General features: G+C 59.1%; 20 protein-coding genes. 11 read left to right on the plus strand and 9 right to left on the minus strand.

What is annotated here, in order from left to right; genetic code table 11:
• Positions 1-750 precede the first annotated feature (750 nt).
• Genes F9K07_RS07195 through F9K07_RS07210 form a run of 4 tightly spaced genes read left to right on the plus strand, consistent with a single transcriptional unit; the run spans position 751 to position 6,958 of the window.
• Complete coding sequence (locus F9K07_RS07195; protein WP_159590780.1) at positions 751-2,856, plus strand: hydantoinase/oxoprolinase family protein; 2,106 nt, start codon at positions 751-753, stop codon at positions 2,854-2,856.
• The gene (locus tag F9K07_RS07200; RefSeq protein ID WP_159590781.1) at positions 2,853-4,580 is read left to right on the plus strand and encodes a hydantoinase B/oxoprolinase family protein; all 1,728 of its coding nucleotides are present in this window, start codon (positions 2,853-2,855) and stop codon (positions 4,578-4,580) included. Before F9K07_RS07195 ends, F9K07_RS07200 begins: the two co-directional genes overlap by 4 nt.
• 10 nt (positions 4,581-4,590) lie before the next feature.
• Positions 4,591-5,556, plus strand: a complete 966-nt coding sequence (locus tag F9K07_RS07205) for a Bug family tripartite tricarboxylate transporter substrate binding protein (RefSeq protein ID WP_159590782.1) — start codon at positions 4,591-4,593, stop codon at positions 5,554-5,556.
• Between the two features lie 10 nt (positions 5,557-5,566).
• Positions 5,567-6,958: an MmgE/PrpD family protein gene (locus F9K07_RS07210; RefSeq protein ID WP_159590783.1), complete on the plus strand. Its 1,392-nt coding sequence runs from the start codon at positions 5,567-5,569 to the stop codon at positions 6,956-6,958.
• 21 nt (positions 6,959-6,979) lie between these two features.
• Here F9K07_RS07210 and F9K07_RS07215 read toward each other — a convergent pair whose 3' ends face one another.
• Positions 6,980-7,903, minus strand: coding sequence for a LysR substrate-binding domain-containing protein (locus F9K07_RS07215; protein WP_159590784.1), 924 nt, complete (start codon positions 7,901-7,903; stop codon positions 6,980-6,982).
• 230 nt (positions 7,904-8,133) lie between these two features.
• Between F9K07_RS07215 and F9K07_RS07220 the strand changes: the two genes are divergently transcribed.
• The 6 genes from F9K07_RS07220 (at position 8,134) to F9K07_RS07245 (ending at position 16,124) form a co-directional block, all read left to right on the plus strand.
• Positions 8,134-9,069, plus strand: coding sequence for a Bug family tripartite tricarboxylate transporter substrate binding protein (locus tag F9K07_RS07220; RefSeq protein WP_159590785.1), 936 nt, complete (start codon positions 8,134-8,136; stop codon positions 9,067-9,069).
• A gap of 48 nt (positions 9,070-9,117) precedes the next feature.
• Positions 9,118-10,593 (plus strand): FAD-dependent oxidoreductase, encoded by a 1,476-nt coding sequence (locus F9K07_RS07225; RefSeq protein ID WP_159590787.1) that lies wholly within the window; start codon positions 9,118-9,120, stop codon positions 10,591-10,593.
• A gap of 8 nt (positions 10,594-10,601) precedes the next feature.
• Entirely contained in the window at positions 10,602-12,005 is a 1,404-nt protein-coding gene (locus F9K07_RS07230) for an MmgE/PrpD family protein (RefSeq protein WP_159590788.1), read from the plus strand.
• 9 nt (positions 12,006-12,014) lie between these two features.
• A complete protein-coding gene (locus F9K07_RS07235; RefSeq protein WP_159590790.1) occupies positions 12,015-13,400 on the plus strand; it encodes an MmgE/PrpD family protein in 1,386 nt (461 codons plus the stop codon).
• 180 nt (positions 13,401-13,580) lie between these two features.
• Positions 13,581-14,441, plus strand: coding sequence for an isocitrate lyase/PEP mutase family protein (locus F9K07_RS07240; RefSeq protein ID WP_159590792.1), 861 nt, complete (start codon positions 13,581-13,583; stop codon positions 14,439-14,441).
• A gap of 324 nt (positions 14,442-14,765) precedes the next feature.
• Positions 14,766-16,124: an aspartate aminotransferase family protein gene (locus F9K07_RS07245; RefSeq protein WP_159590794.1), complete on the plus strand. Its 1,359-nt coding sequence runs from the start codon at positions 14,766-14,768 to the stop codon at positions 16,122-16,124.
• Positions 16,125-16,262: 138 nt separating this feature from the next.
• Here the strand turns inward: F9K07_RS07245 and F9K07_RS07250 are convergent.
• From F9K07_RS07250 to F9K07_RS07290, 8 genes are all read right to left on the minus strand, one after another.
• Positions 16,263-17,398, minus strand: a protein-coding gene (locus tag F9K07_RS07250; protein WP_201451459.1) for an IS3 family transposase whose coding sequence is annotated in 2 segments (ribosomal slippage) — positions 16,263-17,146 and positions 17,146-17,398 — 1,137 coding nt in all. Because the reading frame shifts where the segments join, the coding sequence is not laid out codon by codon here.
• A 260-nt stretch (positions 17,399-17,658) separates the two neighbouring features.
• On the minus strand, positions 17,659-18,654 hold the full coding sequence (locus tag F9K07_RS07260; RefSeq protein WP_159590800.1) for a branched-chain amino acid ABC transporter permease: 996 nt from the start codon (positions 18,652-18,654) through the stop codon (positions 17,659-17,661).
• Positions 18,651-19,535, minus strand: a complete 885-nt coding sequence (locus F9K07_RS07265; protein ID WP_159590803.1) for a branched-chain amino acid ABC transporter permease — start codon at positions 19,533-19,535, stop codon at positions 18,651-18,653. Before F9K07_RS07265 ends, F9K07_RS07260 begins: the two co-directional genes overlap by 4 nt.
• An 11-nt stretch (positions 19,536-19,546) precedes the next feature.
• The gene (locus F9K07_RS07270) at positions 19,547-20,257 is read right to left on the minus strand and encodes an ABC transporter ATP-binding protein (RefSeq protein ID WP_159590806.1); all 711 of its coding nucleotides are present in this window, start codon (positions 20,255-20,257) and stop codon (positions 19,547-19,549) included.
• Positions 20,254-21,054, minus strand: a complete 801-nt coding sequence (locus tag F9K07_RS07275) for an ABC transporter ATP-binding protein (RefSeq protein WP_159590809.1) — start codon at positions 21,052-21,054, stop codon at positions 20,254-20,256. The genes F9K07_RS07270 and F9K07_RS07275 overlap by 4 nt, the downstream gene beginning before the upstream one ends.
• 17 nt (positions 21,055-21,071) lie before the next feature.
• Positions 21,072-22,319 carry an ABC transporter substrate-binding protein gene (locus F9K07_RS07280; protein ID WP_159590812.1) on the minus strand — a complete coding sequence of 416 codons (1,248 nt, stop codon included), beginning with the start codon at positions 22,317-22,319 and terminating at the stop codon, positions 21,072-21,074.
• 50 nt (positions 22,320-22,369) lie between these two features.
• Positions 22,370-23,566 (minus strand): CaiB/BaiF CoA transferase family protein, encoded by a 1,197-nt coding sequence (locus F9K07_RS07285; RefSeq protein WP_159590815.1) that lies wholly within the window; start codon positions 23,564-23,566, stop codon positions 22,370-22,372.
• Positions 23,556-24,347 (minus strand): enoyl-CoA hydratase/isomerase family protein, encoded by a 792-nt coding sequence (locus F9K07_RS07290; RefSeq protein ID WP_159590818.1) that lies wholly within the window; start codon positions 24,345-24,347, stop codon positions 23,556-23,558. The genes F9K07_RS07285 and F9K07_RS07290 overlap by 11 nt, the downstream gene beginning before the upstream one ends.
• A 408-nt stretch (positions 24,348-24,755) precedes the next feature.
• On the opposite strand from F9K07_RS07290, the gene F9K07_RS07295 reads away from it, so the two are divergent.
• Positions 24,756-26,066, plus strand: coding sequence for an amidase (locus F9K07_RS07295; RefSeq protein WP_159590822.1), 1,311 nt, complete (start codon positions 24,756-24,758; stop codon positions 26,064-26,066).
• Positions 26,067-26,069: the final 3 nt, after the last annotated feature.

The following is a 26,069-nucleotide window of genomic DNA, read 5'->3' on the forward strand; positions in this document are numbered from 1 at the left end:
TCGTCTCACCGACTTTTGAAGATGTCGATCCTCCAAGAATTGTGAAAAACGAAAGAATGAGCGTGAACTTGCGCTTTGCGGACAGCTTTCAAAAAGGCGCGCGCGCACGCGAATACCACTTGCGTGGAAATGCAGCATTTCTGCGGTATGAAATACTCCCTGCGGTGAGACTGGATACTCGTAGAGGTTCATGGCTCTCCACCGAGAGATTAAATCCGTCACTGCATCGGGTCGCTGCGTGTGTGCGCGGGAGAACGACGTGTGGGAAGCTCTCTTGATAGGGCTTGGCGTGACGCGTGTACCCGCTCAGATCTGACGCTTACTGGCGAAGCGCAGCCTGTATTGGCTGAAAAGGCGAGTACGACATGGGAAAACGCGAGGACAGGCAAGTGTTCAGATTCGAACGCTGGTCAGCTAAACGCCCCGATCTGAACGCTCAGCCCGACTATGAGACAGTATTCGGCAGGCGCCGCAGACTGCCCTGCGGTGGGCGTCGCAAGAGGCCGCGACGTCTTTCCACAATTCCGGACAGGAGCGAACCGCTAAGGCAGTTCGCGACCCAGGTGGCGCCGCCCTTGTGAATCGACCTCCCAATGCTGCGAAACGTGGCGACTCGGGCGCATCCCCTACCGGACCGTGCTGCGATAAATCATGCCTTTATGGCAATACATGGATAAGAATAAATCATTTCCAAGAATGGTTTTGTCTGAATACAGTGCTTCTCAACCTAAACATGGAGCACCGCAAACAATGGACACTCAGGAGTCTCGATTTAAATTGAGCTGCGATATTGGAGGAACCTTTACGGACTTTTTCCTTGTGGATCAGCGTACCGGTGAAGTGGATTCCGAAAAATGCCTCACCACTCCCTCGGACCCCGCACAAGGCGTGCTCAACGGCATCGACCTGCTTGCAAAACGCCATCCGAACCTGCTGGCAAAAACGGACAGCGTTTTGCACGCAACAACGCTTGTCATCAATGCGTTGATCGAGCGAAAGGGGGCTCGTACTGCGCTGATCACCACCGAGGGTTTCAAAGACGTCCTCGAGATCGGCCGTGAGATGCGGTATGACCTCTACGATATATTTATTACTTACCCGAAACCGCTGGTCCCGCGGCAAATGCGGCTCGAACTGCGCGAGCGGATGAACGCGCACGGAGACATCATTTGCAAGCTGGACGTGGGGCAGGCAGAAGGCCTTGTGACGGCACTCGAACGCGAAGGCGTGGAATCCTTGGCCGTGTGCTTGCTCCATTCTTACGTCAATCCGGCGCACGAGCAGCAGTTGCGCAGCTTCATTGAGGCGCGATTGCCCCGCCTACCGGTATCGCTGTCGAGCGAAGTCCTCCCGGAGATCAAGGAGTACGAGAGGACGTCGACCACGGTGGCCAATGCGTACGTGAAGCCCTTGGTGGAACGCTATATCGACCGACTGGTGAGCCGGCTGCGCGATCAGGGCTTCTCGAAGAAATTGCTGATTATGCTTTCCAGCGGCGGCATGGCGTCTACCGAGACAGTCTCATCCTACCCGGTTCGCATCGTCGAGTCGGGCCCCGCTGCCGGAGCGCTTGCCGCATCGCACGTGGCGGCCGTTGCCGGTTTTTCCGAGAATGTTCTTGCCTTCGACATGGGAGGCACCACGGCCAAAGGCTGTGTGATCCGTAATGGTCAAATCGACATGGCGATGTCGTTCGAAGCGGCCCGAGTTCATCGCTTCAAGAAGGGGAGTGGTATTCCGCTGCGTCTCCCAGTCATCGACATTATGGAGATCGGCGCCGGTGGCGGGAGCATCGCAGCTATCAACGAATTGGGACTGCTCCAGGTCGGCCCGGAGAGCGCGGCTGCTGATCCAGGACCCGCTTGCTACGGTCTCGGCGGCGTCAAGCCGACTGTGACCGACGCCAATGTGGTGCTGGGCTACCTCAATCCGGCGTTCTTCCTGGGCGGAGCCATGAAGCTGGACGCCGATGCCGCGCGAAAGGCGCTTGCGATCGAAGTAGCCGATCCACTCGGCGTGAGCATCGATCAGGCTGCGTGGCGCGTACACGATCTGGTGACCGAGAACATGGCATCGGCGATTCGCGTGCACATGACGGAAAAGGGTGTCGACCCGGAGCGCTTCACGTTGGTGGCCTTCGGTGGCGGTGGTCCAGTCCATGGCTACACACTCGCGCGCCGCCTAGGGGTCCGGCGCTTGCTCGTTCCGCCATCGGCCGGGATTGCCTCTGCGCTGGGCCTGCTTGTCTCGCCGGTTTCGTTCGATGTCGTCCGGACGGTGCGCATTCCCTTGTCCGATCAGGACCTCGAGGCGCGGCTGCTGGCGAGTCTTGGAGAGATGCAGGACGATGGCAAGCGCTCCGTCAAATCTGTGGAGCCAGCGGCGGACGTGCTGTACAAGCGTTTCGCAGAGGTCTCCTACATCGGCCAAGGGTTCTCGGTGAGCGTCGAATTGCCCAATGAGCCCGAGATTACGGGTGCCGACATCAGGGTACGCTTCGAAAGCTCGTATGCGAACTTGTATGGGCAAACCTACGACGAGATGCCAGCGCAGATCGTCAGCCTGCGGACAGTCGCTTTCTGCCCGGCAGCGGACTTTAGGATGGCAGGGCCTCCGAAAAAGCTGAGGCCCGATCTGGCCGTGAAGAGCAAGCGTTCGGTGTTCTCCGCAGAGAAGCGGAGGTTTTGCGAATTCCCCGTCTATGACCGCTACGCCCTCGCTCCTGGAATATCGGTTACCGGACCTGCGCTGATCGAGGAAAAAGAGTCGACGGTCGTCATCGACTTCGGGGGTAGGGGAACCGTCGACCAGCACGGCATTGTCGCCATCACGATCGAGTCGGAAACAATCGCATGACCACAACTACCGTAAATCTCAAGCTCGAAGTCATTTGGGCTCGGCTCGCATCCATTGTCGATGAGGCCGCCACCGCTCTGGTTCGGACCTGCTTCTCCACCGTCATCCGTGATTCGAATGACTATGGCTGCCAGTTGTTCGACGAGAACTACAACCTGATAGCTCAATCGACACTGGGAACGCCTGGTTTCCTTGGCGCTCTACCCCACGCGATGAAACAGATCGGGGCATTGTTCCCTCCAGAAACTTTGTCGCCAGGAGACATCCTCGCAACGAACGATCCTTGGATGTGCACCGGCCACCTCAACGACATCACGGTGGTCACGCCGATTTTTAACGGCTCCAAGATTATTGCCTACGCCATTTGCACGGCGCACGAAGCTGACATCGGAGGCCGAATCGCCGTCTCCGAGACGAAGGAGGTCTTCGAAGAAGGTTTGTTCATCCCTCCGATGAAGCTGGTTGCGGCTGGTGTCGAAGACGCCACCGCTTTCCGCTTTATTCGAGCCAACGTTCGGCAACCGGCCTACGTTGTTGGCGACGTGCGTGCGCAGATTTCGTCCAATGAGGTAATGGCGCGCCGCACACTCGATTTGTTATCCGAATACGGGCTTGCGGATCTGACCGAGGTCAGCGCCCAGATCCTGCAACGAACCAGTTCGGCTGTCGCAGCGAAAATCGCGAACTGCAAAGAGGGCACCTACGTCAGCGAAGCGACGATTGATGCTTACGACGGAAAGCCTGTTCACATCAAAGTGGCCGTTACCGTCCGCGACGGTCGCGTGCTCGTCGACTATGCCGGCACCACGAGCCAGATTGAGCGAGGTGTTAACGTTTGCTACCCCTACACGCTTTCGTACACGGTGTTCGCGCTCAAGTGCGCCCTCAGCCCGCTACTGCCCAACAACGAGGGGGTGTTGCGTCTGATCGACGTGCGCGCGCCCGAAGGGTCGATTCTTAACGCGAAATACCCCGCCCCGGTCAACTCCCGCGCGAGTATCGCCCAGTTCCTGCCGGAGATCATCCTGGGCGCACTCGCACAGGCGATCCCGAGTTGCGCGATGGCAGCCAGCGGCGGTGCACCGATCTGGGTGCAGCGATTCTCCGGCGTTGCAGCTGACGGAAAGAAATTTCTTTTGTTCTGTGCCGCACGCGGTGGTTTGGGCGGCAGATCGACTGCCGACGGTGTCTCCGCTCTGGCCTTTCCTAGCAATACGGTGCCGACGCCCGTCGAGGTTCAGGAAGCCGACGGTCCTGTCATTTTCGAATGCAAGGAACTCACACCGAACTCTGCTGGCGCTGGCGAATTCCGCGGAGGCTTTGGGCAGCACATCGCAATGAAGATTGCCGAAGGAGCCCGATCACCGCAAGGTTCCGTCATTGTCAGCGCAAAGGGAGGCCGCCTGCACTACGCGGTCCCGGGAGTGCGCGGAGGATTGGACGCGCCGCTAGGACGCGTTGCGGTGAACGGCGAGCCCTTCACCGTGTCCGGTCGACAGGTGGTTCTCGGCCCGGGCGATCGCCTCGAACTGCATTTGCCTGGTGGCGGCGGCTTTGGCAATCCCTTGCGACGGGATCCCGAAAGCGTTGCCAGCGACGTCTCCAGCGGCCTTGTCTCCATCGAGCAGGCACGGAACGTGTATGGCGTCGTTTTCTCCCGGCTCGGGCTCGACCGGGCGGAGACCGAGAAGCTGCGTGCTGATCGGATGGCTGCAACTCAATAGGAGAAATCGAATGATCAGATTGCTTTTTGTGCTCTTAGTCGCTTGCCTTCCACCGGCTGTTGCCACTGCGGCCGATCGACTGTTCGTGCGGCCTCTCAAATGGGTTATTCCGTTTCCGGCGGGCGGCGCTGGCGACATGATGGCACGCACACTGGCACCGGATCTTTCTGCCGCCATCGACGTGCCGGTGCTTATTGAGAACCAGGGCGGTGCACAGGGAGCAATCGCATCTGCGACGGTGGCTCGGGCCAAGCCCGACGGGCACACGATATTGCTCGGCTTTCTCGGATCCATGGCGCAAAATCCCTGGGCTTACAACAACATCGGCTATGACCCGCTGACTGACCTCGAACACGTGACGCTTCTCAGCGCGCAGCCACTGCTGATCGCCTCCGGGCCCAAGCTTGGCGTCACGACCCTCCAGGAGATGGTGGCGCTAGCGAGGTCGCGTAGTAAGGCTGCCCCGATCTCCTACGCGTCGACCTCGCTCAATTCAAGATTGACCGGAGTATTGGTGAGCCAGGCCATCGGTGCGACCATGATGGATGTGGCATACAAGGGCGGTGGTCCAGCTCTCAATGACGTACTGGGCGGACATGTAGAGATGATGTATGTTGCCCCTGCAACGGTGCTCGGGCCAGTACGAGACGGCAAGCTCCGCGGTCTCGCCGTGACCGGGCCGACCCGGCTCCCGGCACTGCCGGATGTGCCCACCGTTGCAGAGGCCGGCTTTCCTGCGCTCGAATCCGTGAGCTGGTATTCCATCGCCGCGCCCAAAGGAACGCCCGCAAAATTTCAAGAGCGACTAGCTGCTGAGTTCGCGAAGATCCTGACGAGACCCGAGATCAAGGAAAAACTGCGCGCCGCTGGTTTCGAAGCCCTGACGAGTTCTCCGACAGAAACCGTTCGGTACGTGCGCGCCGAACACGCGCGCTGGGGGAAGATCGTTCAGTCCTCCGGCATCAGCAAAGAGTAAAGGCCTACTAATGAAATCCGAAAATCAAAAACATCCCCAGTTTGCCGAAGTCTTGGCCAACTATGCCGCCGGCCTTCGCTACGAAGACATCCCAGAGCAAGTGAGAGAAAGGGCCAAGGAGGTTTTTCTTGACACCATCGGCGTGGCACTCAATGGTGCGTCCTCCGAGTGGGCCGGTATTGCCCGCTCGGCACGCACCGTGCGTGCCGGCTCCGGCGAATCGTCGGTGATCGGGACTCGCCTGAAAGTGTCGCCGACAAATGCTGCGCTGCTGAACGGTGTCGCTGCGCACGCGTTCGACTTCGACGATGTCCACAACGAGTCCATCACGCATCCTGCGGGTGTTCTTGTTCCCGCCATCCTCGCGGCGGCGGAGGACTCTGGCGCCAGCGGAAAGTCGGCGATCGTAGCGCTCACGGCAGGCTTCGATGTCCTGACACGTGTGGGGATGGCACTAGAGCCGCTGAATCACCGCAAGCGCGGCTTCCACCCCACAGGGACCTGTGGCCCGTTTGGCGCGGCGATCGCGTCTGGGCTGGTGCTGGGGTTGAGCGAAAAGCAACTGGTATGGTCTCTCGGCGTGGCGGGGAGCTGTGCCTCGGGCCTCATGGAGTACTGGCAAGACGGCGCCATGACCAAGCGCCTGCAGGCCGGCCTGGGCGCCTGTCATGGGGTCCTCGCAGCCTCTTTGTCCGAAGCCGGCTTCACCGGACCCGCCAGCGTTTTCGAAGGCCAGAGCGGCGTCTTGGGTGCTTATACCGATGGCGCCAAGCCAGAGCGACTGACGGCCAATCTTGGAACCATTTTTGAGATCGAGAACACGCAGATCAAACTGTTTGCATGTCGCAGTGGGCTGCATACCGCGCTGGCGATCATTCTGCAAATGATCCGCGAACATGGCTTCGGACCGCAGGAGATCGAGGAAATCACGGTAGGTCACATGCGTCAGGAGCGCATGTCTGAAAAAGCCTTCCGGCCGAATACGACGCTCGACGGGCAATTGAGCCTGCCGTATTCGATCGCCGTTGCCTGCTTCGACAAGGCAGCGGGGCCCAGCCAGTACACACCGGAGAAACTGCACAATCCGGAGATCCTCGACCTCGTACAACGCGTCAAGCCCGTGTTCAAGCAAGAGTTCTTCGACTTCTACAAGCGCGACGAAAAGGCTCTCCCCTCCAGTGTAGAGGTAGTCCTGAAGGACGGGCGCCGTTTCTATGAGCGGCAGGACTTCCCTCCGGACGGCCCGAACAATCGTCGCACCCGCCAGGAAATCGTGGACAAGTTTCGCGGACTCGCGGATCCCGTCATCTCGCCGCAACGGGCGGCTGAGCTAGCGACTGCGGTTCTGTCTCTGGAAAACGTTGCCGACCTCAGGGAACTTTCGGCGTACTTGCAAGCCTGACACGGCGGCCCCTGGTCAGTTTCAATTGCGTCTCATCGCCTCCTGAATGTCTGCGCGTGACAGACTGGGGGCGATCAGGCTGATGAGATCGTAGGTATATCCTCTCAGGAAGCTCCCTCTCCTTAGTGTGAGATAGGCGGAAGTGGCAGGAAACAAACCCCGTGCGGGCAAGATTGCAATGTTGCTGTCCTGATCGGGGTCGAGGGCTGTCGACTGGATGATCGAGACGCCTAGACCTGCGGCAACGGCGCCCTTCAGGAAGTCGGCATCCGGGGCACGGATGATGGTGCGGGGGCGGAGACCGGCTTGGCGAAACGAGTCCATCACGGCACGTCCCGCCGCAGCGACCTGCTCATAGCCGACCAGCGGATACCTCGCCACATCCTCGAGTTTGAGCTTCTTGCACTTCGTCAACGGGTGCCCGAGCGGGGTGATGATGCAACGCTCAATGGGATAAGCGGGCAGTGCCACGATGTCATCGGACATGCGCGTCGGAAGCGTGCCCAGCCCGAACTGGCACTCCCCGGACAACACCATGGCCACGATGCCCGACGGCGTCTGCTGCTTAAGCACGAGGTCCACCTCCTCGTAAGTTTTCCGGAATACCTTGATCGCAGGAAGCAGCACATACCGTGCATGTGCATGGGAGGTAGCGATGTGAAGCACGCCCTTAGTCTGTTGAAACCGCTCTGCGGCAATGTCGCCGAGCGCCGTCGAGTCATTCAGCATCCGTCGGGCCAGCACGATCACCTCCTCACCCAATTCGGTGAGCTCGATGATCCGGCTTCTCGAGCGGACGAATATCTCTCCTCCCAGTTCACCCTCGATCAGCGCCACCAATTTGCTAACTGCAGGTTGCGTCGTGCACATCACATCGGCCGCCCGAGTCACGCTGAAGCCGTTTGCGACGATCTCGCAAATGGCCCGAAGTTGTTGCAAAGTCACGGTCCTTACCTCTCTAAAACCATATCCAAATGGCAATGCATGAATGAGAATATACCATCACCTAGACATCCACTCGCGGTAACCTTTCATTGCTCGGAGTCGAGTTTTTGCAGTCGGTTACACGCCGATTTTTGGTCTTTTATCGAAGGAGCCACGCTATGTCGGATACGTCACGTCAGCAAGCTACAAAAGGAAAAGTAGCCTTTCGAAGGTCGTTGTGGTTACGGGTGATGACACTCTTACTGGCAACGCCGTTGCTCGGCGCGCATGCATTTGCTCAATATCCGGATCGCACCATTCGCCTGGTTCATGCGTGGGCCGCCGGATCTGCAACTGACGGCGCTGCGCGCGCGTTCGCCAAAGAACTCGGTGACCGGCTCGGGCAAAGCGTCGTCGTGGATAACAAGCCCGGAGCCGAGGGAATCATCGGCACCGCCTATGTCGCTAAGGCGCAACCCGATGGCTACAACCTGATCGTGACCTCGATGGGAACCATGGTCCTGAATGATCTGCTGCATGCGAAGCTTCAATACAACCCGAGAGAGGACCTTGAGCCACTCGGCTTGTTTGCGAAGTCGTCCTTCATCCTCGTGGCCAGCAATAAGTTTGCTGCAACCAATCTTGACGAGGTCCTGAAGCGCGTGAAGCAGCAACCGGGAGAAGTGTCGATAGGATTGTTCGGTGGCATCACCGACCTCATCGCTTCGGCGCTTTCCGCCGAGACTGGCAGCAAGCTTCTCCACGTCCGGTATCAGGGCGGCGCACCGACTCTGAACGCAGTGCTGTCCGGGGAAGTCAACCTTGGCGTGTTGCCTGCCGCCTACGCAGTACTGCACGGCACCAAATTCCGCGTTATCGGCGTGACCAGTCCAACCCGGCTCAGCTACCTCCCCGACGCACCCACTTTCGCCGAACAGGGAGTTCAGCGGATGGAATTTGCGAACTGGTACGGCGTGCATGGACCACGGGGACTGCCGGAAACGGTTCGATCCGTCTTGCATTCCGCGGTCAAGGAGACTGCCGAGTCGGCCCAGTTCATCGAGCAACTCAAGAGGATGGGCATCGAGCCCGAGTTTCTCAACGCCGAGCAGTTCGCTAAGTTCCTGGCAGCGGAGCGCGTCAAGTACACACGACTCCTCGAAAACTCCGAGCTGCGCCGCCGCTAATAGGGACCTTTGCCGCCTGCACGGCACATTACTGAGAAAGCAAGATTGATGAAATCGGAAGTATTGTTTGAAGCGAACGCCGAAGCGGACATTGTCGTGATCGGCTTCGGCGGCGCCGGCGCCGCGACGGCCATTGCGGCTCACGACATGGGCGCCAAGGTGATTATTCTGGAGAAGGCGCCGAAGGGCCTCGAAGGCGGCAATACGCGCGTTTCAGGTCAGGGCTATCTGAACGTTGATGGAGTCGAAGACGCCGTTGACTATCTGAACGCTCTAGCCGGCAGCGAAGAGTTGCCCCAGAACCATGTTCGGGCATGGGTAATGGAATGCAGTCAGAACAATGACTGGATGCGAAGCATAGGGGCGACGCCCGAGGAGCACCATCACCAACCGGTCGGCATTGAGTTTCCTGAGCTGAAGGGCTCGCAATGCGTCCGAAAGTTCCACCACGGCCCTCGGACAGGCTACTCTCATACATGGGATTTTCTGGCAGGCGCTGTCGCGGAGCGATCCATCGAGGTGCTCTACGACGCGCGCGCGAGCAAGCTCATTCAAGAGGGTATGTCCCGGGAAATTCTTGGCGTTCAGGCAAGCTGCGCCGGCCAGCCCATCACGGTTCGCGCCAGGAAGGCGGTTGTTCTGGCTTGCGGGGGCTTTGAGAACAATCAGTCGATGATTCGCGACTATCTGCCCGGCGTGTCTGCCTGCTATCCCTCAGGAACGCCGTATAACGAAGGTGACGGTGTTCACATGGCGCTGGCAGTCGGTGCCGATCTCTGGCATATGAAAAACTTCGCGGGTCCTTCGATGGCGCTCAAGGTCAACGAATACCAAAGCACCTTTTCGATGACAGCGCTGCATTTCAGCCATGAGCAGCGCGGGGGAATGATTGTGGTCGGTCCCGACGGCCGCCGCTTTACCGACGAAAAGTACAAGACTTTGCACGGTAAGGTCCGCCGAAGTGGGGAGTGGCACACGCTCGCGCTGCCCACAGCCATGTATATGGTGTTTGACCATGCCCTGTTCTCGGATGGACCGATCTACGACAAGGAGCCGCGAATGAACTGGAGTCGTGTGGTCGATCGGTATCAGTGGAGCGACGACAACGTCGCCGAGCTCGACAAGGGGTGGATCAAGAAGGGTGATTCCATCGAGAACCTCGCAGAAGTTCTCGGCCTGGATCCTCAGGCGCTGAAGCGGACATGTGATGAATGGAATGTCATATGCGCCAATGGCCGGGACGACCATTTCGGCCGCACGCGCATGCTGAACCCGATCGAGCGCGGGCCCTTCTATGCAGTTCCGCTCGTGGCCTCGCTGCTCAACACACAAGGAGGGCCGCGGCGAAACGCTCGCGCCCAGGTGGTTGCGCCCGATGGCGAACCGATTCCGCGGCTCTACAGCGCTGGCGAACTGGGATCGATTTTCGGCTATCTATACCAGGGAGCAGGCAACATCGGCGAGTGCCTGGCCACGGGGCGCATTGCTGCTCGCAACGCCGTCAGCGAACCCGTCATCGACTGAGGCCATCAATGGAAGAAACACGAAAGCTGGCGCGGTTCGCCTCTGAACTTGCGTTCGATTCCATCCCAAAGGAAGTAGTAAGCAAGGCGAAGCTGTTGATCCTCGACCAAATCGGCGCCATGCTTGGAGCGGCCACACTGCCTTGGAGCCGCTCGGTGCTGGACTATGTTCTGGACTGGGGTGGCGTCGAGGGAAATTCGACCGTTGCGTACTTCGGCACGAAAACCCGCCTCGAGCTCGCAGCATTCGCAAATGCCTGCTTCGGTCATGGATTCGAGATCGACGACCTTTACGTCCGGGGGCAGTCGCATCCCGGGTGTGTCGTCATTCCGACTGCTATCGCGGCTTGCGAATCCCAGGCTGGTTCAGGGCGCGATCTGCTGACCGCGGTGGTCGCCGGCTACGAGGTCATGGGGCGCATCAATCACGCCATCATGCCTTCCTGTGCCGAAAAGGGCTTCCATGCGGCGACGTCGGTCACCGGTCCATTCGGAGCGGCGATTGCCGCCGGAAAACTACACCGGCTCGACGCCGGCCTCATGGTCCATGCGATGTCGATCGCCGGCAGCCATGCTTCTGGGACCATCGAATACGACCAGGGCGGAGGCAGCGTGAAGCGGGTACATGCGGGGATTGCTGCTGCGGCGGGAGTTCGATCGGTGCTGCTCGCGAAACACGGGATCACGGGGCCTGCGACGATCCTGGAAGGCAAGCACGGAATATGTCACGTGTTTGCGGACAGTTGCGACCTTGGTCGGCTGACTCGCGGCTTGGGCACCGACTTTCCTGTGGTGACGGGCACTGGGTTCAAGGCCTACTGTTGCTGCGCAGGCATGCACTCCGGCATCGAGGCGCTGCAGAACCTGATGTGGAAGCACAGTATGGACGCGGCTGCGGTGAAGTCGATCACCATGGGAACGCACTCGCGCGCGCTGTCCCATATCTCTGCTGAAGCGACGGACATCACGAGTGCTCAGTTCAGCGCCCGCTTTGGCCTTGCAGTTCGCATGCTGCGCGGTGCAAACGGCTTCTCGGAATACACACCAGAAACCCTTAGGGACCCGGCCATTCGGGCGCTGATGGAGCGTATCGCTTTGGAGCGGGATGAGGTCTGCGATAGCGAGTGGCCGAAGACACGAGGCGCGCGCGTGCGGATTGTAATGAGCGACGGCCGCCAGCTCGAGGAAAAGGTGGATTACTACACCGGCATGGAAGAAAACCCGATGAGCGATGACGCCGTGCGTACAAAGTTTATGACGCTGCTGGGCCCGCTGGTTCCCGAGCGCCAGTTGACGGAAATTTTGTCTCTGGTGACGCAGCTCGAGGATGCTCCGGACCTTCTGCCGCTGGCGCGCCTTCTTTGCGTGCCCGACGGCCCACGCGATCAGACGCCGTCGCGACCTTCCCATTGAGTAGTGGAAATGAATCAATCTGAACAGTTCTCCCCCACCGAAGCGCTCGCCACGTTCGGTGCGAATCTCCGCTTCGAAGATCTCCCCACGGGAGTGGTCTCCCGAATGAAAATGAGCCTTCTCGACAGCCTAGGGTGCTGCATTCACGGCGCGACGTTGCCGTGGAGCAGGATTGTGGCGGACATGTGCCTGCGCGAGGATAGCAAACCGGTCGCGACGATCCTGGGACAGGCAAGGCGGTCATCGGCGGCGCTGGCAGCGCTGGCGAATGCCACGGCTGGGCATGCGTTCGAGCTCGACGACATCCACAAGGAATCGGTCGTGCACGCCGGTTCCATCGCGCTTCCCGTAACACTCGCAATGGCCGAAGAGCAACAGGCGATGAGCGGCGCGGATTTCCTGACGGCTATGGTGGCCGGCTATGAGGTGGGGCATCGGGTCGGAAGCGCGGCCACGACAAGTCTCTTTTTCAGAGGATTTCACCCCCAGGGCACTTCGGGCGTCTTCGTCGCGGCCGCATCGGCGGCTCGCGCACTCGGTCTGCCAGCCCACCAGTTTCAGCATGCATTGGGTATCGTCGGCTCTCAGGCCGGTGGGCTGATGGCGGCGCAGGAAGGTGCAATGGTGAAGCGCTTTCACAGTGGGCGCGCCGCGCAAAGCGGGGTATATGCGGCATTCCTGGCGAAGGAATCCTTCACTGGCGTGCTGGACGTGCTGGAGGCGTCCTACGGGGGCTATCTAACCTCATACTCCGACGAGCCGAACGTCGCGCGGCTGCTGTCGGGCCTGGGTGAAACCTGGGAGACGTTGAGCGTCGGATATAAACCCCACGCAAGCGTCACGAGCATCCACACCGCCCTGGATTGCCTCGACGAGCTGATGAAGGAGCATGCCTTCGATGCGGACGCCATAGACCAGATGCAAGTGGGGCTCAGCCGGATGACACACGTCCATTGCGCCTGGCCGTACAAGGCCCAGGGGGTCACGGCGGCTCAGATGAATCTCTTCTATGGCCTGGCCGTCATTGCCATCGACCGCGAGGCATTCACCGAGCAGTATGCGCAGGAACGTCTCGCGGACGAAAGAATCCTGAGCTTCATCGAGAAGATCACCGCCACGATCGATCCGGAGATCGATGCCGAGGGCGCAGCTGCTCGACACGCTTGCAGGCTTCATGTGCAACTCAACGATGGCCGGGCCTTCGAACGATTCAAGGCCGACAGGCATGGGAGCCCGACCAATCCCCTGACCGAGGCAGAAATCGTCAGGAAGTTCGAGCGTGTCGTGGCCAAGTGTGTTCCTGAGGCCGGTTCGCGCCGTATCGTCGATGTGGTGTCCGATATCGAGCGGCTCCCGACGATCGTGCCCCTGATAGACGCACTCAGATTCTGTTGATTCGGTCGCAGAACAGCGCTCCGCGTAGGTGCGGGCAAGATGTGAGTGGCGGCTGCCCCTTGTATCGGCAAGCTCCTGCGTCCATGAAACTGGGGAGTCCGTACGGACTCTCAAACCGCTGTCGCGCTCCCCGGAGCAGTTGCCCGGAGGGTGTGCGACAACACGAAACTAAGCGAGTAAATGTCTACCCGTAAGCAACTCAAGGCTCTGGCCGAGGCCCGGCGCGGTGTGATCGTGCCGGGTGCGTTCAATGCGCTCTCCGCCAAGGTGATCGAAGACCTGGGCTATGAAGCCGTGTACGTCACCGGGGCAGGCGTCACCAACATGTGGTTCGGCATGCCCGATCAAGGCTTCATGGGACTTTCCGAAATCGCTGAGCACACGGCGCGCATCCGCGATGCGGTGTGCGTACCGCTCATCGTCGATGCTGATACCGGCTTCGGCAACGCTCTCAACGTGCGGCACACCGTGCGCACGCTAGAGCGCGCGGGCGCCGACTGCATCCAGTTTGAAGACCAGGTCGCGCCAAAGCGCTGTGGCCACTTCTCGGGCAAACAAGTCACCAGCACTGAGGAGGCGGTAAGCAAGATCCGTGCGGCCGTGGACGCGCGCCATGATCCGGACCTGCTGATCATGGCCCGTACGGACGCCGCCGCCACACAAGGCTTTGATGCCGCTGTCGAGCGTGCGCAGAAGTTCGTCGAGGCCGGTGCTGACATCCTGTTCGTGGAAGCGGTGACGACGGAAGAGCAGATCCGCGCGCTGCCCCAGCGCCTGGGCCCGCCGCAGTTGATGAACATGGTGATCGGCGGTAAGACGCCGATCTTCAATGCTGACGAGCTGAGCCGGTTAGGCTACGGCATCGTGCTCTATGCCAACGCAGCCCTGCAGGCGGCCGTGGCCGGTATGCAGAAGACCCTTACCATGCTGCGCGACGAGAAGGAAGTGCAGGAGTCCAGTGGGCTGGTGGCCTCGTTCGCCGAGCGCCAGCGCCTTGTGGGCAAGCCCGAATGGGACACGCTCGAAAAGCGCTACACCTGATCGCCGTGGGCGGAGCTGACGAGGACATGTACGAGCGCTCAGGGGCATAGTTTGCGGCCTTGTCCTGCATCGCTAGAGAGCTTCGAACCGCGCTCGGTCCAGGCCCGCGTATCTGACGGTTCAGTTGTAGCGACCAACATGGGCGTCCTGCTCCGGCTTTCCCGGCTTCGAGCAAACGTATATCGGAATCCCCGAGTTGGCCTAAACGGGAGGCGGAGGCGTTGTTTACTTTCATAAATTTGCAAGCAGGCCGTCTTATTTGCCCTTTTTCACGAGCTGAGTCATAGGAAGAATCGCCAGACCCTCGCCCATCCTGGAGCACCCATGAGCAACCTTAAGATCCCGCAAAACGCTTCTCAACCCATTCGCATGGACGCCCAGTGGCTGGACGCCCACTGGATGCCGTTCACCGGAAACAGGCAATTCAAGCAGGCCCCTCGTTTGGTCGTGCAAGCCAAAGGCGCCTATTTCACCGACGCCGACGGCCGCAAGATCTTCGACGGGCTTTCGGGCCTGTGGTGCACGGGTCTCGGGCATTGCCGGCAAGAGGTCACCGACGCAGTGAGCCGCCAGGTCGCAACGCTTGACTACTCACCGGCCTTCCAGTTCGGCCATCCGCTGTCCTTCGAGCTGGCCAACCGTCTGCGCGAGCTCACCCCCGACGGGCTGGACTACGTTTTCTTTACCGGCTCAGGTTCGGAGTCGGCTGACACTTCCCTCAAGATGGCTCGTGCCTACTGGCGCGCGAAGGGCCAAGCATCAAAAACCCGCCTGATCGGGCGCGAGAAGGGCTATCACGGCGTGAACTTCGGGGGCATCTCGGTCGGCGGCATTGGAGGAAACCGCAAGTTCTTCGGGCATGCTGTCGATGCCGACCACCTGCCACACACTCTGCTCGCATCCAATGCGTTTTCACGCGGCGAGGCAGAGCTCGGCGGTGAAGCACTCGCCGACCGCCTGCTCGACCTCATTGCACTACACGATGCGAGCAATATTGCGGCGGTCATTATCGAGCCGTTCTCTGGTTCGGCAGGTGTTGTCATTCCTCCGAAAGGCTACCTCAATCGCGTGCGCGAGATTTGCACGGCCAATGACATCCTGTTGATCTTCGACGAGGTGATAACCGGTTTTGGCCGCGCAGGCGCAATGACAGGGGCAGAGGCTTTCGGCGTCACACCCGACATAATGAACGTCGCCAAGCAAATTACCAACGGCGCCCAGCCCTTGGGTGCCGTCATCACCAGCCGTGACATCTACGACACCTTCATGGCTACGGGCGGTCCGGAGTACCTTGTCGAATTCCCGCATGGCTACACCTACTCCGCCCATCCGGTCGCGTGTGCGGCAGGGTTAGCAGCACTGGACATCCTTGTGAAGGAAGATCTCGTGGGGCGCGTGCGCCAAATGGCACCTCATTTCGAGCAGGCCGTGCACGGCCTAAAGGGACAGCCCCACGTCGCCGACATCCGCAACTATGGGCTGGCTGCGGGCATCACGATCACTTCAGCGCCCGGCGAGCCCGCGCGCAGGCCATATGAAATCGCCATGGCATGCTGGAGGAAGGGCTTCTACGTGAGGTACGGGGGCGACACGATCCAGCTTGCACCGCCGTTCATCTCTGAACGTTTCGAAATCGACCGCCTTGTCAGCGCTCTTGGAGACGCACTCAACGAGGTTTGCTAAATTCGTTGTTATATTGCACGGACGGCAATCAACACTATAGCGATCCGGCTCGGCCACTATGCAGTCTCGCGACTGGTGTCTGTTGGGGGCGCGTTGAAGCTTTTGGACTGCCCCCGGTCTAGTAGACAAACCGTCGCCTCAAGCCGAAGCGCGTTCAAACGCTTCGGGACTGACGCCGCCCAGGTGGCTGTGGCGGCGGGTTCGGTTGTAGAACGCTTCGATGTAGTCGAAGACATCGGAGCGTGCCAGGTCCCTGGTCTTGTAAATGCGCTTCTGGATGCGCTCTTTCTTCAGGCTGCTGAAGAAGGACTCGGCAACGGCATTGTCCCAGCAGTTCCCCCGTCTGCTCATGCTCGGCTCGAGGTCGTGGGCTGAACAAAACCGCTTGAAGTCGTCACTTCCGTACTGGCTGCCCTGGTCGCTGTGCACAATGACCCGCTGTTGGGGCTTTCGACGCCACACGGCCATCAGCACAGCGTCCAACGCGAGCTCTCTGCTCAACGAGGGCTTCATGGACCAGCCCACTACCTTGCGGGCGTAGAGGTCCAAGACCACCGCCAGATACAGCCAGCCTTGCCAGGTCCGGATGTAGGTGATGTCGGTGACCCAGACCTTGTTGGGCGCGTCCACCGTGAATTCGCGTTGCAGGTGGTTTGGCGCAATGAGGGAGGGTCTTCCTGCAATCGATCGAGGCTTCTTGTAGCCACGCACAGCCTTGATCTTGTGGCGCTGCATGAGGCGCTCCACACGATGCAGGCCGCAGGTTTCACCCGCCTCGCGAAGATCTGCAAACACCCGCCGAGCACCATAGACGCCGTGACTTGCTGCGTATGAATTTCGAATCATTTCAAGCAGCCGAGCGTCGTCTTTGGCCCGCTCGGACTGCGGGCATTGCAGCCATGCATAGAAGCCTGCGCGCGCCACCTGCAGCACCCTGCACATCAGGCTCAGGGCAAATTCATGACGATGTTCGATCATGAAGCGGTACTTCACTCGGGCTCCCTGGCAAAGTACTGCGCGGCTTTTTTTAGTAGGTCGCGCTCCTCTTCAATGCGGCGCATCTGGGCACGCAGCCGAAGAATTTCGCTCTTGGCCTCCAGCAACTCCTTGGATTGCTGCTCGGACTTGTCTGGCGCAACGGCCTTGACCCACTTGTACAGACTGTGTGCTGACACGCCTAAACGGGCGGCCACATCGGGCACGGTGTAACCGCGTTCGACGACCTGTTTGACTGCCTCTTCCTTGAATTCTGGTGAAAACCTCTGGGTGCTCATCGCACTTCCTCCTATGCTCAAAGGATAGGCGGGGTTTGTCTACCGGACCAGGGGCAGTCCAAGGATAGGCGGGGTTTGTCTACCGGACCAGGGGCAGTCCAGGCGTCAATGCATCGGGTCGATGAGGTGTATGCGTAGGCTGACCGCTTGGTCTTCGACGTGACCTTGAGGTGTGCCAGTCGGTCCTCCGGTTCCGTGAGGAACCGGAGGGGTCACCTTGCTCAATTGGGAGTACGCAGCCGGGTACATACACAGCGTCGTTATCTCGACTTGTTCGAGTGCTCTTCCTTAAACCGCATAACGAGGGCGATAGCCTCGCCCATGATGCCTCGCCGGAAGACCAGAACGCAGATCACAAAAATCAAACCAGTGACGATGGTGACGGACTGGCCCAATGTATTGAACCACTCGACCCGTGTGAAGTTTGCCAGCAGGTGGCCCAAATCGCCAATCTTATTCTCCATCGCCACCACAACCGCTGCGCCGACAAACGGACCCGATAGCGTACCCAGACCACCCAGCAGCGTCATCAGGATCACCGAGCCGGATGAAGACCAGTGCACGTCGGTCAGTGTGGAGAAGCCGAGCACTAGCGTCTTGAGCGAGCCCGCCAAGCCAGACATCGCTGCCGAGATGACGAAGGCCAGCAGCTTGAAGCGATCCACGTCATAGCCCAATGAGATCGCGCGCGGCTCGTTCTCTTTAATGCCTTTCAGGACCTGCCCGAAGGGCGAGTGGACGGTGCGAAAGATAAGCACAAAAGCCGCAACGACGACCAAGAGCACCACGTAGTACATGGTCAGATCGTTCGTCAGGTCCAGCACGCCGAACAACTCGCCCCGCGGCACGGCCTGCAGTCCGTCCTCACCACCAGTGAAAGGCACTTGCAGTGCTATGAAGTACACCATTTGCGCCAACGCAAGAGTGATCATGGAAAAGTAGATGCCCTGGCGCCGGATGGCCAGCACGCCGAACACCGCACCCAACAACGCGCCGGTGGTCGTGCCCAGAACCAGGGCCAGTTCGGGCGCTAGGCCCCACATCTTCATCGAGTACCCTGCAACGTAGGCTGAACCACCGAAGAAGGCCGCGTGGCCGAATGAAAGCAGTCCTGTGTAGCCAAGAAGCAAGTTAAACGCACAGGCGAACAGAGCAAAGCACATCAGCTTCATCATGAACACCGGATAGACGCCAGCGAAGGGTGCGGCCATCAGCGCGAGAAGCAGCAGGCCGTAGCCAAACAAGAACTTATTCATGTCTCTTTTCCGAACAAACCGGCAGGACGGATCAGCAACACAATCACCATAATCACGAAAACCACGGTGGAGGACGCCTCGGGGTGGAACACCTTCGCCAATCCTTCGAGAACGCCCAGGCCCAGACCGGTAAGGATGGAGCCCATGATGGAGCCCATACCGCCGATGACCACTACTGCGAAGACGACAATGATGAGGTTTTGCCCCATCAGAGGCGAGACTTGGAGCACCGGCGTCGCCAGCACACCGGCGAAAGCTGCGAGCGCCACACCGAAGCCGTAAGTTAGTGTGATCAACAACGGCACGTTGACGCCGAACGCCTCCATCAGCCGGGGGTTCTCAGTTCCAGCGCGGAGGTATGCGCCAACTCGCGTCTTCTCAATCAGTAACCAGGTGGCGACGCAAACCGCCAGAGAGACCACGACCACCCAGGCGCGGTATTTTGGCAAAGTCATCAAGCCAAGGTTCAAAGCGCCCGAGAGCTCGTCTGGGGCATCGTAGGCTAGGCCTGCAACGCCATAGACCGAGCGGAAAAGGCCTTCAATCAGAAGAGTCAATCCCAGTGTGAGAAGAAGGCCGTATAGATGGTCGAACTTGTAGATCCGCCGCAGCAGTGTGCGTTCGATCAACATACCAAAGAGGCCAACGGCTACAGGAGCAACCACGAGCATCTTCCAGTAGCCTATTTCGAAGTAGTTCATCGCTATCCATGTGAACACTGCTCCCATCATGAACAGGGCCCCGTGCGCGAAGTTGACTACATTGAGTAGGCCGAAAATGACTGCTAGACCGAGGCTCAATATCGCGTAGAACGAGCCATTCACCAGTCCCAGAATGAGTTGGCCAAGCAGTGACGAAAGAGGGGTTCCGAAGATTTGCACAATGATTTCCCTTAGACGCCCAGCAGTTCATTGAGTACTGGCATCTTGACTTCGAGGTCGGCGGCGCCGAATCGCTCGACGATACGGCCGTGCTCCATGACGTAGAAGCGGTCGGCCAGCGGAGCGGCGAATCGGAAATTCTGTTCCACCATCACAATGGTGTAGCCCTTGCTGCGCAGGCTGCCAATCGCGCGTGCCAGCGCCTTCACGATCACCGGCGCCAAGCCCTCCGAGATTTCATCCAGCAGCAACAGCCGTGCCCCGGTGCGCAGAATGCGCGCCACCGCCAGCATCTGCTGCTCGCCGCCTGACAGACGCGTGCCGGGACTGTTCCGCCTCTCGGCCAGGTTGGGGAACATGGCGTAGATCTCGGACACCGACATCCCCTGTGGGGCGCTCTTCAACAGTGGCGGCAGGAGCAGGTTTTCTTCCGCAGAAAGACTGGCGAAGATGCCACGCTCTTCTGGACAGTATCCGATGCCATGGTGCGCTATGCGGTGTGTGGGCAGGTGAAGGGTTTCATGGCCGTTGACTTTGATACTGCCTTTGCGCGCACCCGTGAGACCCATGATTGCGCGCAGTGTGGAAGTGCGCCCGGCGCCGTTGCGACCAAGCAATGTGACCACCTCGCCGGGCTGCACCACCATGTCTACGCCGTGTAGCACGTGCGATTCCCCGTACCAAGCTTGCAGGCCGTTGATTTCGAGAGCAGGAGCCGTCATGTCGATGCCCCTTGCAACGGCCCGTCCGTCGTGCCCATGTAGGCTTCCATGACCTGTGGATTCTTCGAGACGATGCTGTAGGGCCCCTCTGCCAAAACGGCGCCGCGCTGCAGCACTGTGATCACGTCGGCAATGGTGGAAACGACGCTCATGTTGTGCTCCACCATCAAAATCGTGCGGCCGACCGACACGCGCTTGATCAGTTGCGCCACTCGGTGCACGTCTTCGTGGCCCATCCCCTGTGTGGGCTCGTCCAGCAACATTAGTTCGGGCTTCATCGCCAAGGTAGTGGCTATCTCTAACGCACGCTTTCGGCCGTAAGGCAAGTTCACCGTCAGCTCGTCGGCAACTTCCTCCATGCCGACTTCATTTAGCAGCTCAAGGGCCCTTTTGTTCAACGAAATAAGAGACTTCTCGCTCTTCCAGAAATGGAAGCTGGTGCCGAGCTCACGCTGCAGACCCAGGCGCACGTTCTCCAGCACCGTCAGGTGCGGAAACACCGCTGAAATCTGAAACGAGCGGATGATGCCGCGCCGCGCGATCTGCGCCGGTTGTTCGCCGGTGATGTCATTGCCGTTGAACAAGATGGTGCCTGAGGTTGGCTCCAGGAATTTCGTCAGCAGATTAAAGCAAGTTGTTTTGCCGGCACCATTTGGGCCGATCAGCGCGTGGATGGTGCCTCGTTCAACGCTTAGATCAACTGAGTCGACAGCCCTGAAGCCTCCGAAGGATTTCACGAGGCCGCGGGTTTCAAGTATTGACTTGTTGAAGGCCCTGATCGAGCGGGTCGCTGGCATTGCTGAACTCCCACTCATCACCTTGCCGTTTTCACAATAGGACATTCACTCTCGGAAAGAGGTTTGGCAGTTTCTTGCGGCGGAATCTTTGCAACAACCTTGTACAGATCCCATGGGCCAGTTGACTCTGCGGGCGACTTTGCTTGCACCAGATAAAAATCATTGAGCAATCGACCATCGTCACGCAGCACACCGTTCTTGGCAAAGAAGTCATTCACGGGCATAGATCGCATCCTCGCGGCCACTGTCATGGTCTTGTCGGTGGCCGTATCCCTCACGGCTTTCAAGTAGTGCGATACACCTGAATAGACTGCAGCCTGGGGTTCTGTTGGCATCGCCTTATGGCGTGCGAAGAAGCGTTGACTGAACGCTCGCGTCTGGTCATCCAAATCCCAATAAAACGGAATGGCCACGTTCAGCCCCTGTGCCGCCTTCAATCCCATGCCTCGGACGTCGGTCAGGAAGGTAACGGGTGCCACTACCTTCTGGCCTCCTTTGGTGAGTCCAAACTCTCCCGCTTGCTTGAAAGCCGAAACCAGAAGTTGGCCTGCATCGATCACAGCGACGACTTTGGCGCGCGATGCTTGGGCCTGCAGCACATAGGACGCGAAGTCGATTTCGTTCGTGGGGTGCTTGACAGAACCCACCACCCTTCCACCATTTGCCTCAATGATGCGCGAGGCCTCCGAAACTACGTTTTGACCAAAGGCGGAGTCGGCATAGATGAAGTACCAGGTATCCATGTCTTGCTTGAGCAGCGAGCGCACGGGCCCTGACACCATCGCATATGAATCGTGTAGCCACGAAAATCCCGTGGGTGAACATTGTTTTCCCGTGATTTCGGTTGTTGCCACCGCTGTGTAAATGACGATCTTGGATTTTTCACGTGCGATCTGCTGCACGGCAAGTGCTACCGCTGAATTGCCTACCTCGACCATGAGGTCTACACCATCCACGTCGAACCATTTGCGCGCGATGGTTGCCCCAACGTCAGGTTTATTTTGGTGATCCGCGTAGACAACATCAATGCGCTTGCCAAGGACCGTGCCGCCAAAGTCCTCCACTGCCATGCGCGCCGCTACGACCGACCCTTGACCTTGAAGAGCAGAGTAGGGACCAGACTGGTCATTCAGTATTCCAATCCGCACACTGTCTTGACTAATTTGAGCGATAGCGGACAGCTGGACGCAGCATGCTAGATACGCGACTAAAAGTGCTTTATACCGGCGAGCAAACGCAACAATTGCCAATGAATTTTCAAACATATAACAAACTCCTCAAAAATTGATGAACAGTGCGGACTTGCGGTTTTGCACTAACTTTTGGACACGGGCATGGCACGACGTCGCTCGAGTTCAGCCAAGAACTCCGCTGTATGAGCACCTAGTCGAGGTGGGGGAAGCCCGTCCCCCCCCACACGAACGCCGTCAAAAACGATGGGGTTGGCCGCCACCCGAAGAGTGCCGGTGCGTGGGTGCGGCAAAGACTGGATACCGCCGCTGGCTATGACGTGAGGATCGTTAAACACTTCGGCGACAGTAAGAATGGGGCCTGCGGGAATCCCCGCTGGCAATAGCCGCGCTAACCAATACTCGCGGGACCTGCGGCCCAAGAGTTGGTTGAGGACTTCCCGCAATGGCTCCCGCGCACTCACCCGAGATGCGTTGTCGATAAAGCGTGGGTCCTGGGCCAAGTCGGGTTCATTCAACTCTTTGCATAGGTGACTCCACATCACCTGCGTGGCGCACGCTATGCTGAGAGGACCATCAGCCGCCTGGAATACGCCGTAAGGAGCGATGACAGGATGATCATTTCCCGTACGGCTCGGGGCCTCACCGGAGGACAGATACCGCTGCCCATTGACACCAAGCATCGATACCAAGCTGCTCAGGAGTGCGGTTGATACGTGAGCACCTGATCCGGTATGCGGCCGTGCTGCGAGCGCGGCCAGAATGCCAATGCACAACCAAAGCCCGGCGGTCATGTCAGCGATAGATACGCCAACACGGGTTGGGGCACCACCAGGATCTCCGGTAAGTGACATGAGGCCAGACATGCCTTGCGCGACTTGATCCAGACCCGGCCAATCTTGGTATGGCCCGCCGCGGCCAAACCCCGAAATATCGGCGCATATCAATCGAGGATGGCGTTTGCGCAAGACATCGGGACCGAATCCGATCTCTTCAGCAACGCCAGGCTTGAAGTTCTGAACAAATACATCTGCATGCGAGAGCATGTCCATGACTGCACTTCGCCCACGTTCGCTACGGAGATCGATGGCAACACTGCGTTTATTTCTATTGCAGCTCAAGTAGTAGATGCTTTCTGAGTCGTGAAACGGTCCCCAGGTGCGGGTCATGTCACCGTGTGGTTCGCTCTCTACTTTGTAGACCGTGGCCCCTAGATCACCGAGCACCATAGTGCAGAAGGGCCCTGATAGTGCCCGTGTCAAGTCGACCACGACAACGCCTTCGAGCGGCAGGCGGCCAGAGTCTGGAGAATCAGCGTTCAAGGGATGCCTCGCCTTTTTTCAATTGCCAATCGCGCAGGCTGTGTGCGAGTTCCTCGGTTCCCGCCGATGCATGCACGCGCATTTCTTGCAGTTTGATGACGTTCGCTGCAAGCGCAGCGGGCGCGAGATCGACCAAACGCGACTCGGCAACGGAGGCCGTCAGGTCGCGCACCAGATGCGGCTCAATCCGGGCAGTTCTTGCCGCAAGGTCGCTTACTGCTCGCCCCAGTGACTCTGGTCCATCAAGAACCTGCTGAAAGAAAGGGGAGCTGTGCAATCGCTCCCCCCGCAGCGGCAATCCAGAAAAAAGGAGCCATTGCGCCAGATCACCGCCTAGGCATTTGGCCAAACGCCTTACGCCTCCAGGGTGGTAATGCAGGCCCATACGCGCCGCTGGAATGCTGAGTTCCGCAGTGCGCGTACCCAGCCGAAACCGGCAACTGAGGGCCAGGTCAACGCCACCTCCCCACGCAGAGCCAGCCATCTCTGCGATCGTCGGCAAAGGAAATTTTGCCAAGCGTTCGCATAGGGAGCCGAACGCAAGCACGCGTTCAGCAATCCGGGACGGCTCGCGTGCCAGCTCCCCAAGGTCAAATCCCGCCGAAAACACTTGCGGTAGCCCGGAAACAACCAGGACGCGCGCCGAGGGCGTTGCCTCCACCACGTCAAGAGCTGCATGAAAGTCAATCAGACGAGCGCTGCACACCCGGTTTCGACCAGCGAGGTCGTTCATCTGCAGGCGGAAGACCTCGCCTTTTTGTAAGCTTATAAAATTGCTCATATAAATTTATATAGATTCGATGTGAGTGTATCATGGCGGTTTAAAAATGCGTTATGGAACAATCGCTTGAACGTCAGTACTTACCCCTACATGACATCCCAGCCATGCCAGTCTTCAAGACGCCAACATTCAGCTCGTCCCTCACGAACAGTGCACGTGCAGCTTTGCCTCGGGCAATGTGGTCCTTGGTAGCCAGTTGTGTGGGGAGCGATTGATGGAGCGCTTGAAGGTGTCTCGCGCGCAGACGAGCATGGCTGCGGCTAGTCAATATGGGTTTGGCAGACCTAAGGTCGCGGCAATCACAGCAAAGCCGTGTCTTCTTGTGGCGCTATCCCTCAGCCGTCATTACGACGCCGATCCGAACCGCCGTTCCTCGCTCCATGATTTTTCTTCCAATGAAGGCCTGCAATGAAACAAGGGAATGAACTCGCGATAGCCGTTCAAGTTCGCCAAATGCAGACGCGCAAGCGCACTCCTCGCGAAGTGGTTGACGAGGCGCTCTCCCGCATCAAAGATCGGGAGTCTGAAATCGGGGCTTTTGCGCATTTGGATGCGGAGGCGGTACGCCGGAGGGCCGACGAATGCCCAATTGACCGGTCACTTCCTCTTGCAGGGATTCCAGTCGGTGTGAAGGACAATATCGATGGTGTCGACGGCCCCACAACCTGCGGCTCTTCAATCTATCGGGCCCGAATGGCTCCAATAGACGCTCCCATCGTTTCTGCCCTCCAAAGGCTTGGCGCTATCCCTTTTGGCAAGACGGTATGCACCGAATTTGCAACCTTCACCGCGGGAAAAACCCGCAATCCACACCAACTTGAACATACACCTGGTGGATCATCGAGCGGTTCGGCCGCAGCAGTGGCGGCTGGCTTCCTGCCACTTGCACTTGGCACGCAAACGGCTGGCTCCATCGTTCGTCCTGCTAGCTACTGCGGGGTCGTCGGATTCAAACCAAGTCGTGGGCGCTACTCACCGGGAGGGGTAAAGCTGCTCGCGCACAGCTTTGACACCGTCGGTTGGTTTACCCGTACCGTTTCTGACGCGCGCTACGTGCAATCGGCCCTTCGCGGGGAGTTGGAGGATGGTCGGCTCGCAAGTCGTCTTCCGGTCATCGGCTTGTGCAGGACACCATGGTGGTCGCAAGGCGACATGGCGCTCATGGATCAGGCATTCAAATTTCTCACCCGTGGCCTGAAGGCGTTCGGTATTGGTCATCGCTGGCTCGACGCCCCCCCGGAGCATGCGGCGCTGGTCGAGCATCACGGGACGGTCATGCGGTATGAAGTTGCGCAGTCACTCGGTGCTGAATATGGGCAATTCCGAGAGGAATTGTCCCCGTCTCTACGTGCCCTCATTGAAGAAGGGCAAGCCGTGCGGGCCAGCGCCTATATGCAAGCCTGCGAAGCGATTGACCGCGAATCGGCCATGCTGAGTTCCTGGATGCATGGGCTCGATGCCGTCGTCGTGCCTGCCGTTCCGAGCCCTGCCCCCAGACTCGAACTCGGGACAGGGGATCCCGTCTTTTGCAGGCCCTGGTCTGCGCTGGGTGGGCCAGCGGTCGCGTTTCCCGTCCTCACCATGCCGAGCGGACTCCCGTTCGGACTGCAGGCAGTTGCACCGCGTTATGACGATGAACGCTTGCTCTGGGCCGCTCAATGGCTCGAACGCGCCGTCTCCAATAGCGCATCTCAACCCACCACGCCAATTCACCCGTGACGT

Source organism: Hydrogenophaga sp. BPS33 (assembly GCF_009859475.1).
Taxonomy (GTDB): Bacteria; Pseudomonadota; Gammaproteobacteria; order Burkholderiales; family Burkholderiaceae_C; genus Hydrogenophaga.

Coding starts and splice junctions, on each gene's coding strand:
- F9K07_RS07260 (WP_159590800.1), bottom strand. CDS start 18,654: ATGAATAAGTTCTTGTTTGGCTACGGCCTGCTGCTTCTCGCGCTGATG.
- F9K07_RS07210 (WP_159590783.1), top strand. CDS start 5,567: ATGAAATCCGAAAATCAAAAACATCCCCAGTTTGCCGAAGTCTTGGCC.
- F9K07_RS07235 (WP_159590790.1), top strand. CDS start 12,015: ATGAATCAATCTGAACAGTTCTCCCCCACCGAAGCGCTCGCCACGTTC.
- F9K07_RS07270 (WP_159590806.1), bottom strand. CDS start 20,257: ATGACGGCTCCTGCTCTCGAAATCAACGGCCTGCAAGCTTGGTACGGG.
- F9K07_RS07230 (WP_159590788.1), top strand. CDS start 10,602: ATGGAAGAAACACGAAAGCTGGCGCGGTTCGCCTCTGAACTTGCGTTC.
- F9K07_RS07245 (WP_159590794.1), top strand. CDS start 14,766: ATGAGCAACCTTAAGATCCCGCAAAACGCTTCTCAACCCATTCGCATG.
- F9K07_RS07225 (WP_159590787.1), top strand. CDS start 9,118: ATGAAATCGGAAGTATTGTTTGAAGCGAACGCCGAAGCGGACATTGTC.
- F9K07_RS07275 (WP_159590809.1), bottom strand. CDS start 21,054: ATGCCAGCGACCCGCTCGATCAGGGCCTTCAACAAGTCAATACTTGAA.
- F9K07_RS07280 (WP_159590812.1), bottom strand. CDS start 22,319: ATGTTTGAAAATTCATTGGCAATTGTTGCGTTTGCTCGCCGGTATAAA.
- F9K07_RS07290 (WP_159590818.1), bottom strand. CDS start 24,347: ATGAGCAATTTTATAAGCTTACAAAAAGGCGAGGTCTTCCGCCTGCAG.
- F9K07_RS07195 (WP_159590780.1), top strand. CDS start 751: ATGGACACTCAGGAGTCTCGATTTAAATTGAGCTGCGATATTGGAGGA.
- F9K07_RS07220 (WP_159590785.1), top strand. CDS start 8,134: ATGACACTCTTACTGGCAACGCCGTTGCTCGGCGCGCATGCATTTGCT.
- F9K07_RS07295 (WP_159590822.1), top strand. CDS start 24,756: ATGAAACAAGGGAATGAACTCGCGATAGCCGTTCAAGTTCGCCAAATG.
- F9K07_RS07200 (WP_159590781.1), top strand. CDS start 2,853: ATGACCACAACTACCGTAAATCTCAAGCTCGAAGTCATTTGGGCTCGG.
- F9K07_RS07240 (WP_159590792.1), top strand. CDS start 13,581: ATGTCTACCCGTAAGCAACTCAAGGCTCTGGCCGAGGCCCGGCGCGGT.
- F9K07_RS07205 (WP_159590782.1), top strand. CDS start 4,591: ATGATCAGATTGCTTTTTGTGCTCTTAGTCGCTTGCCTTCCACCGGCT.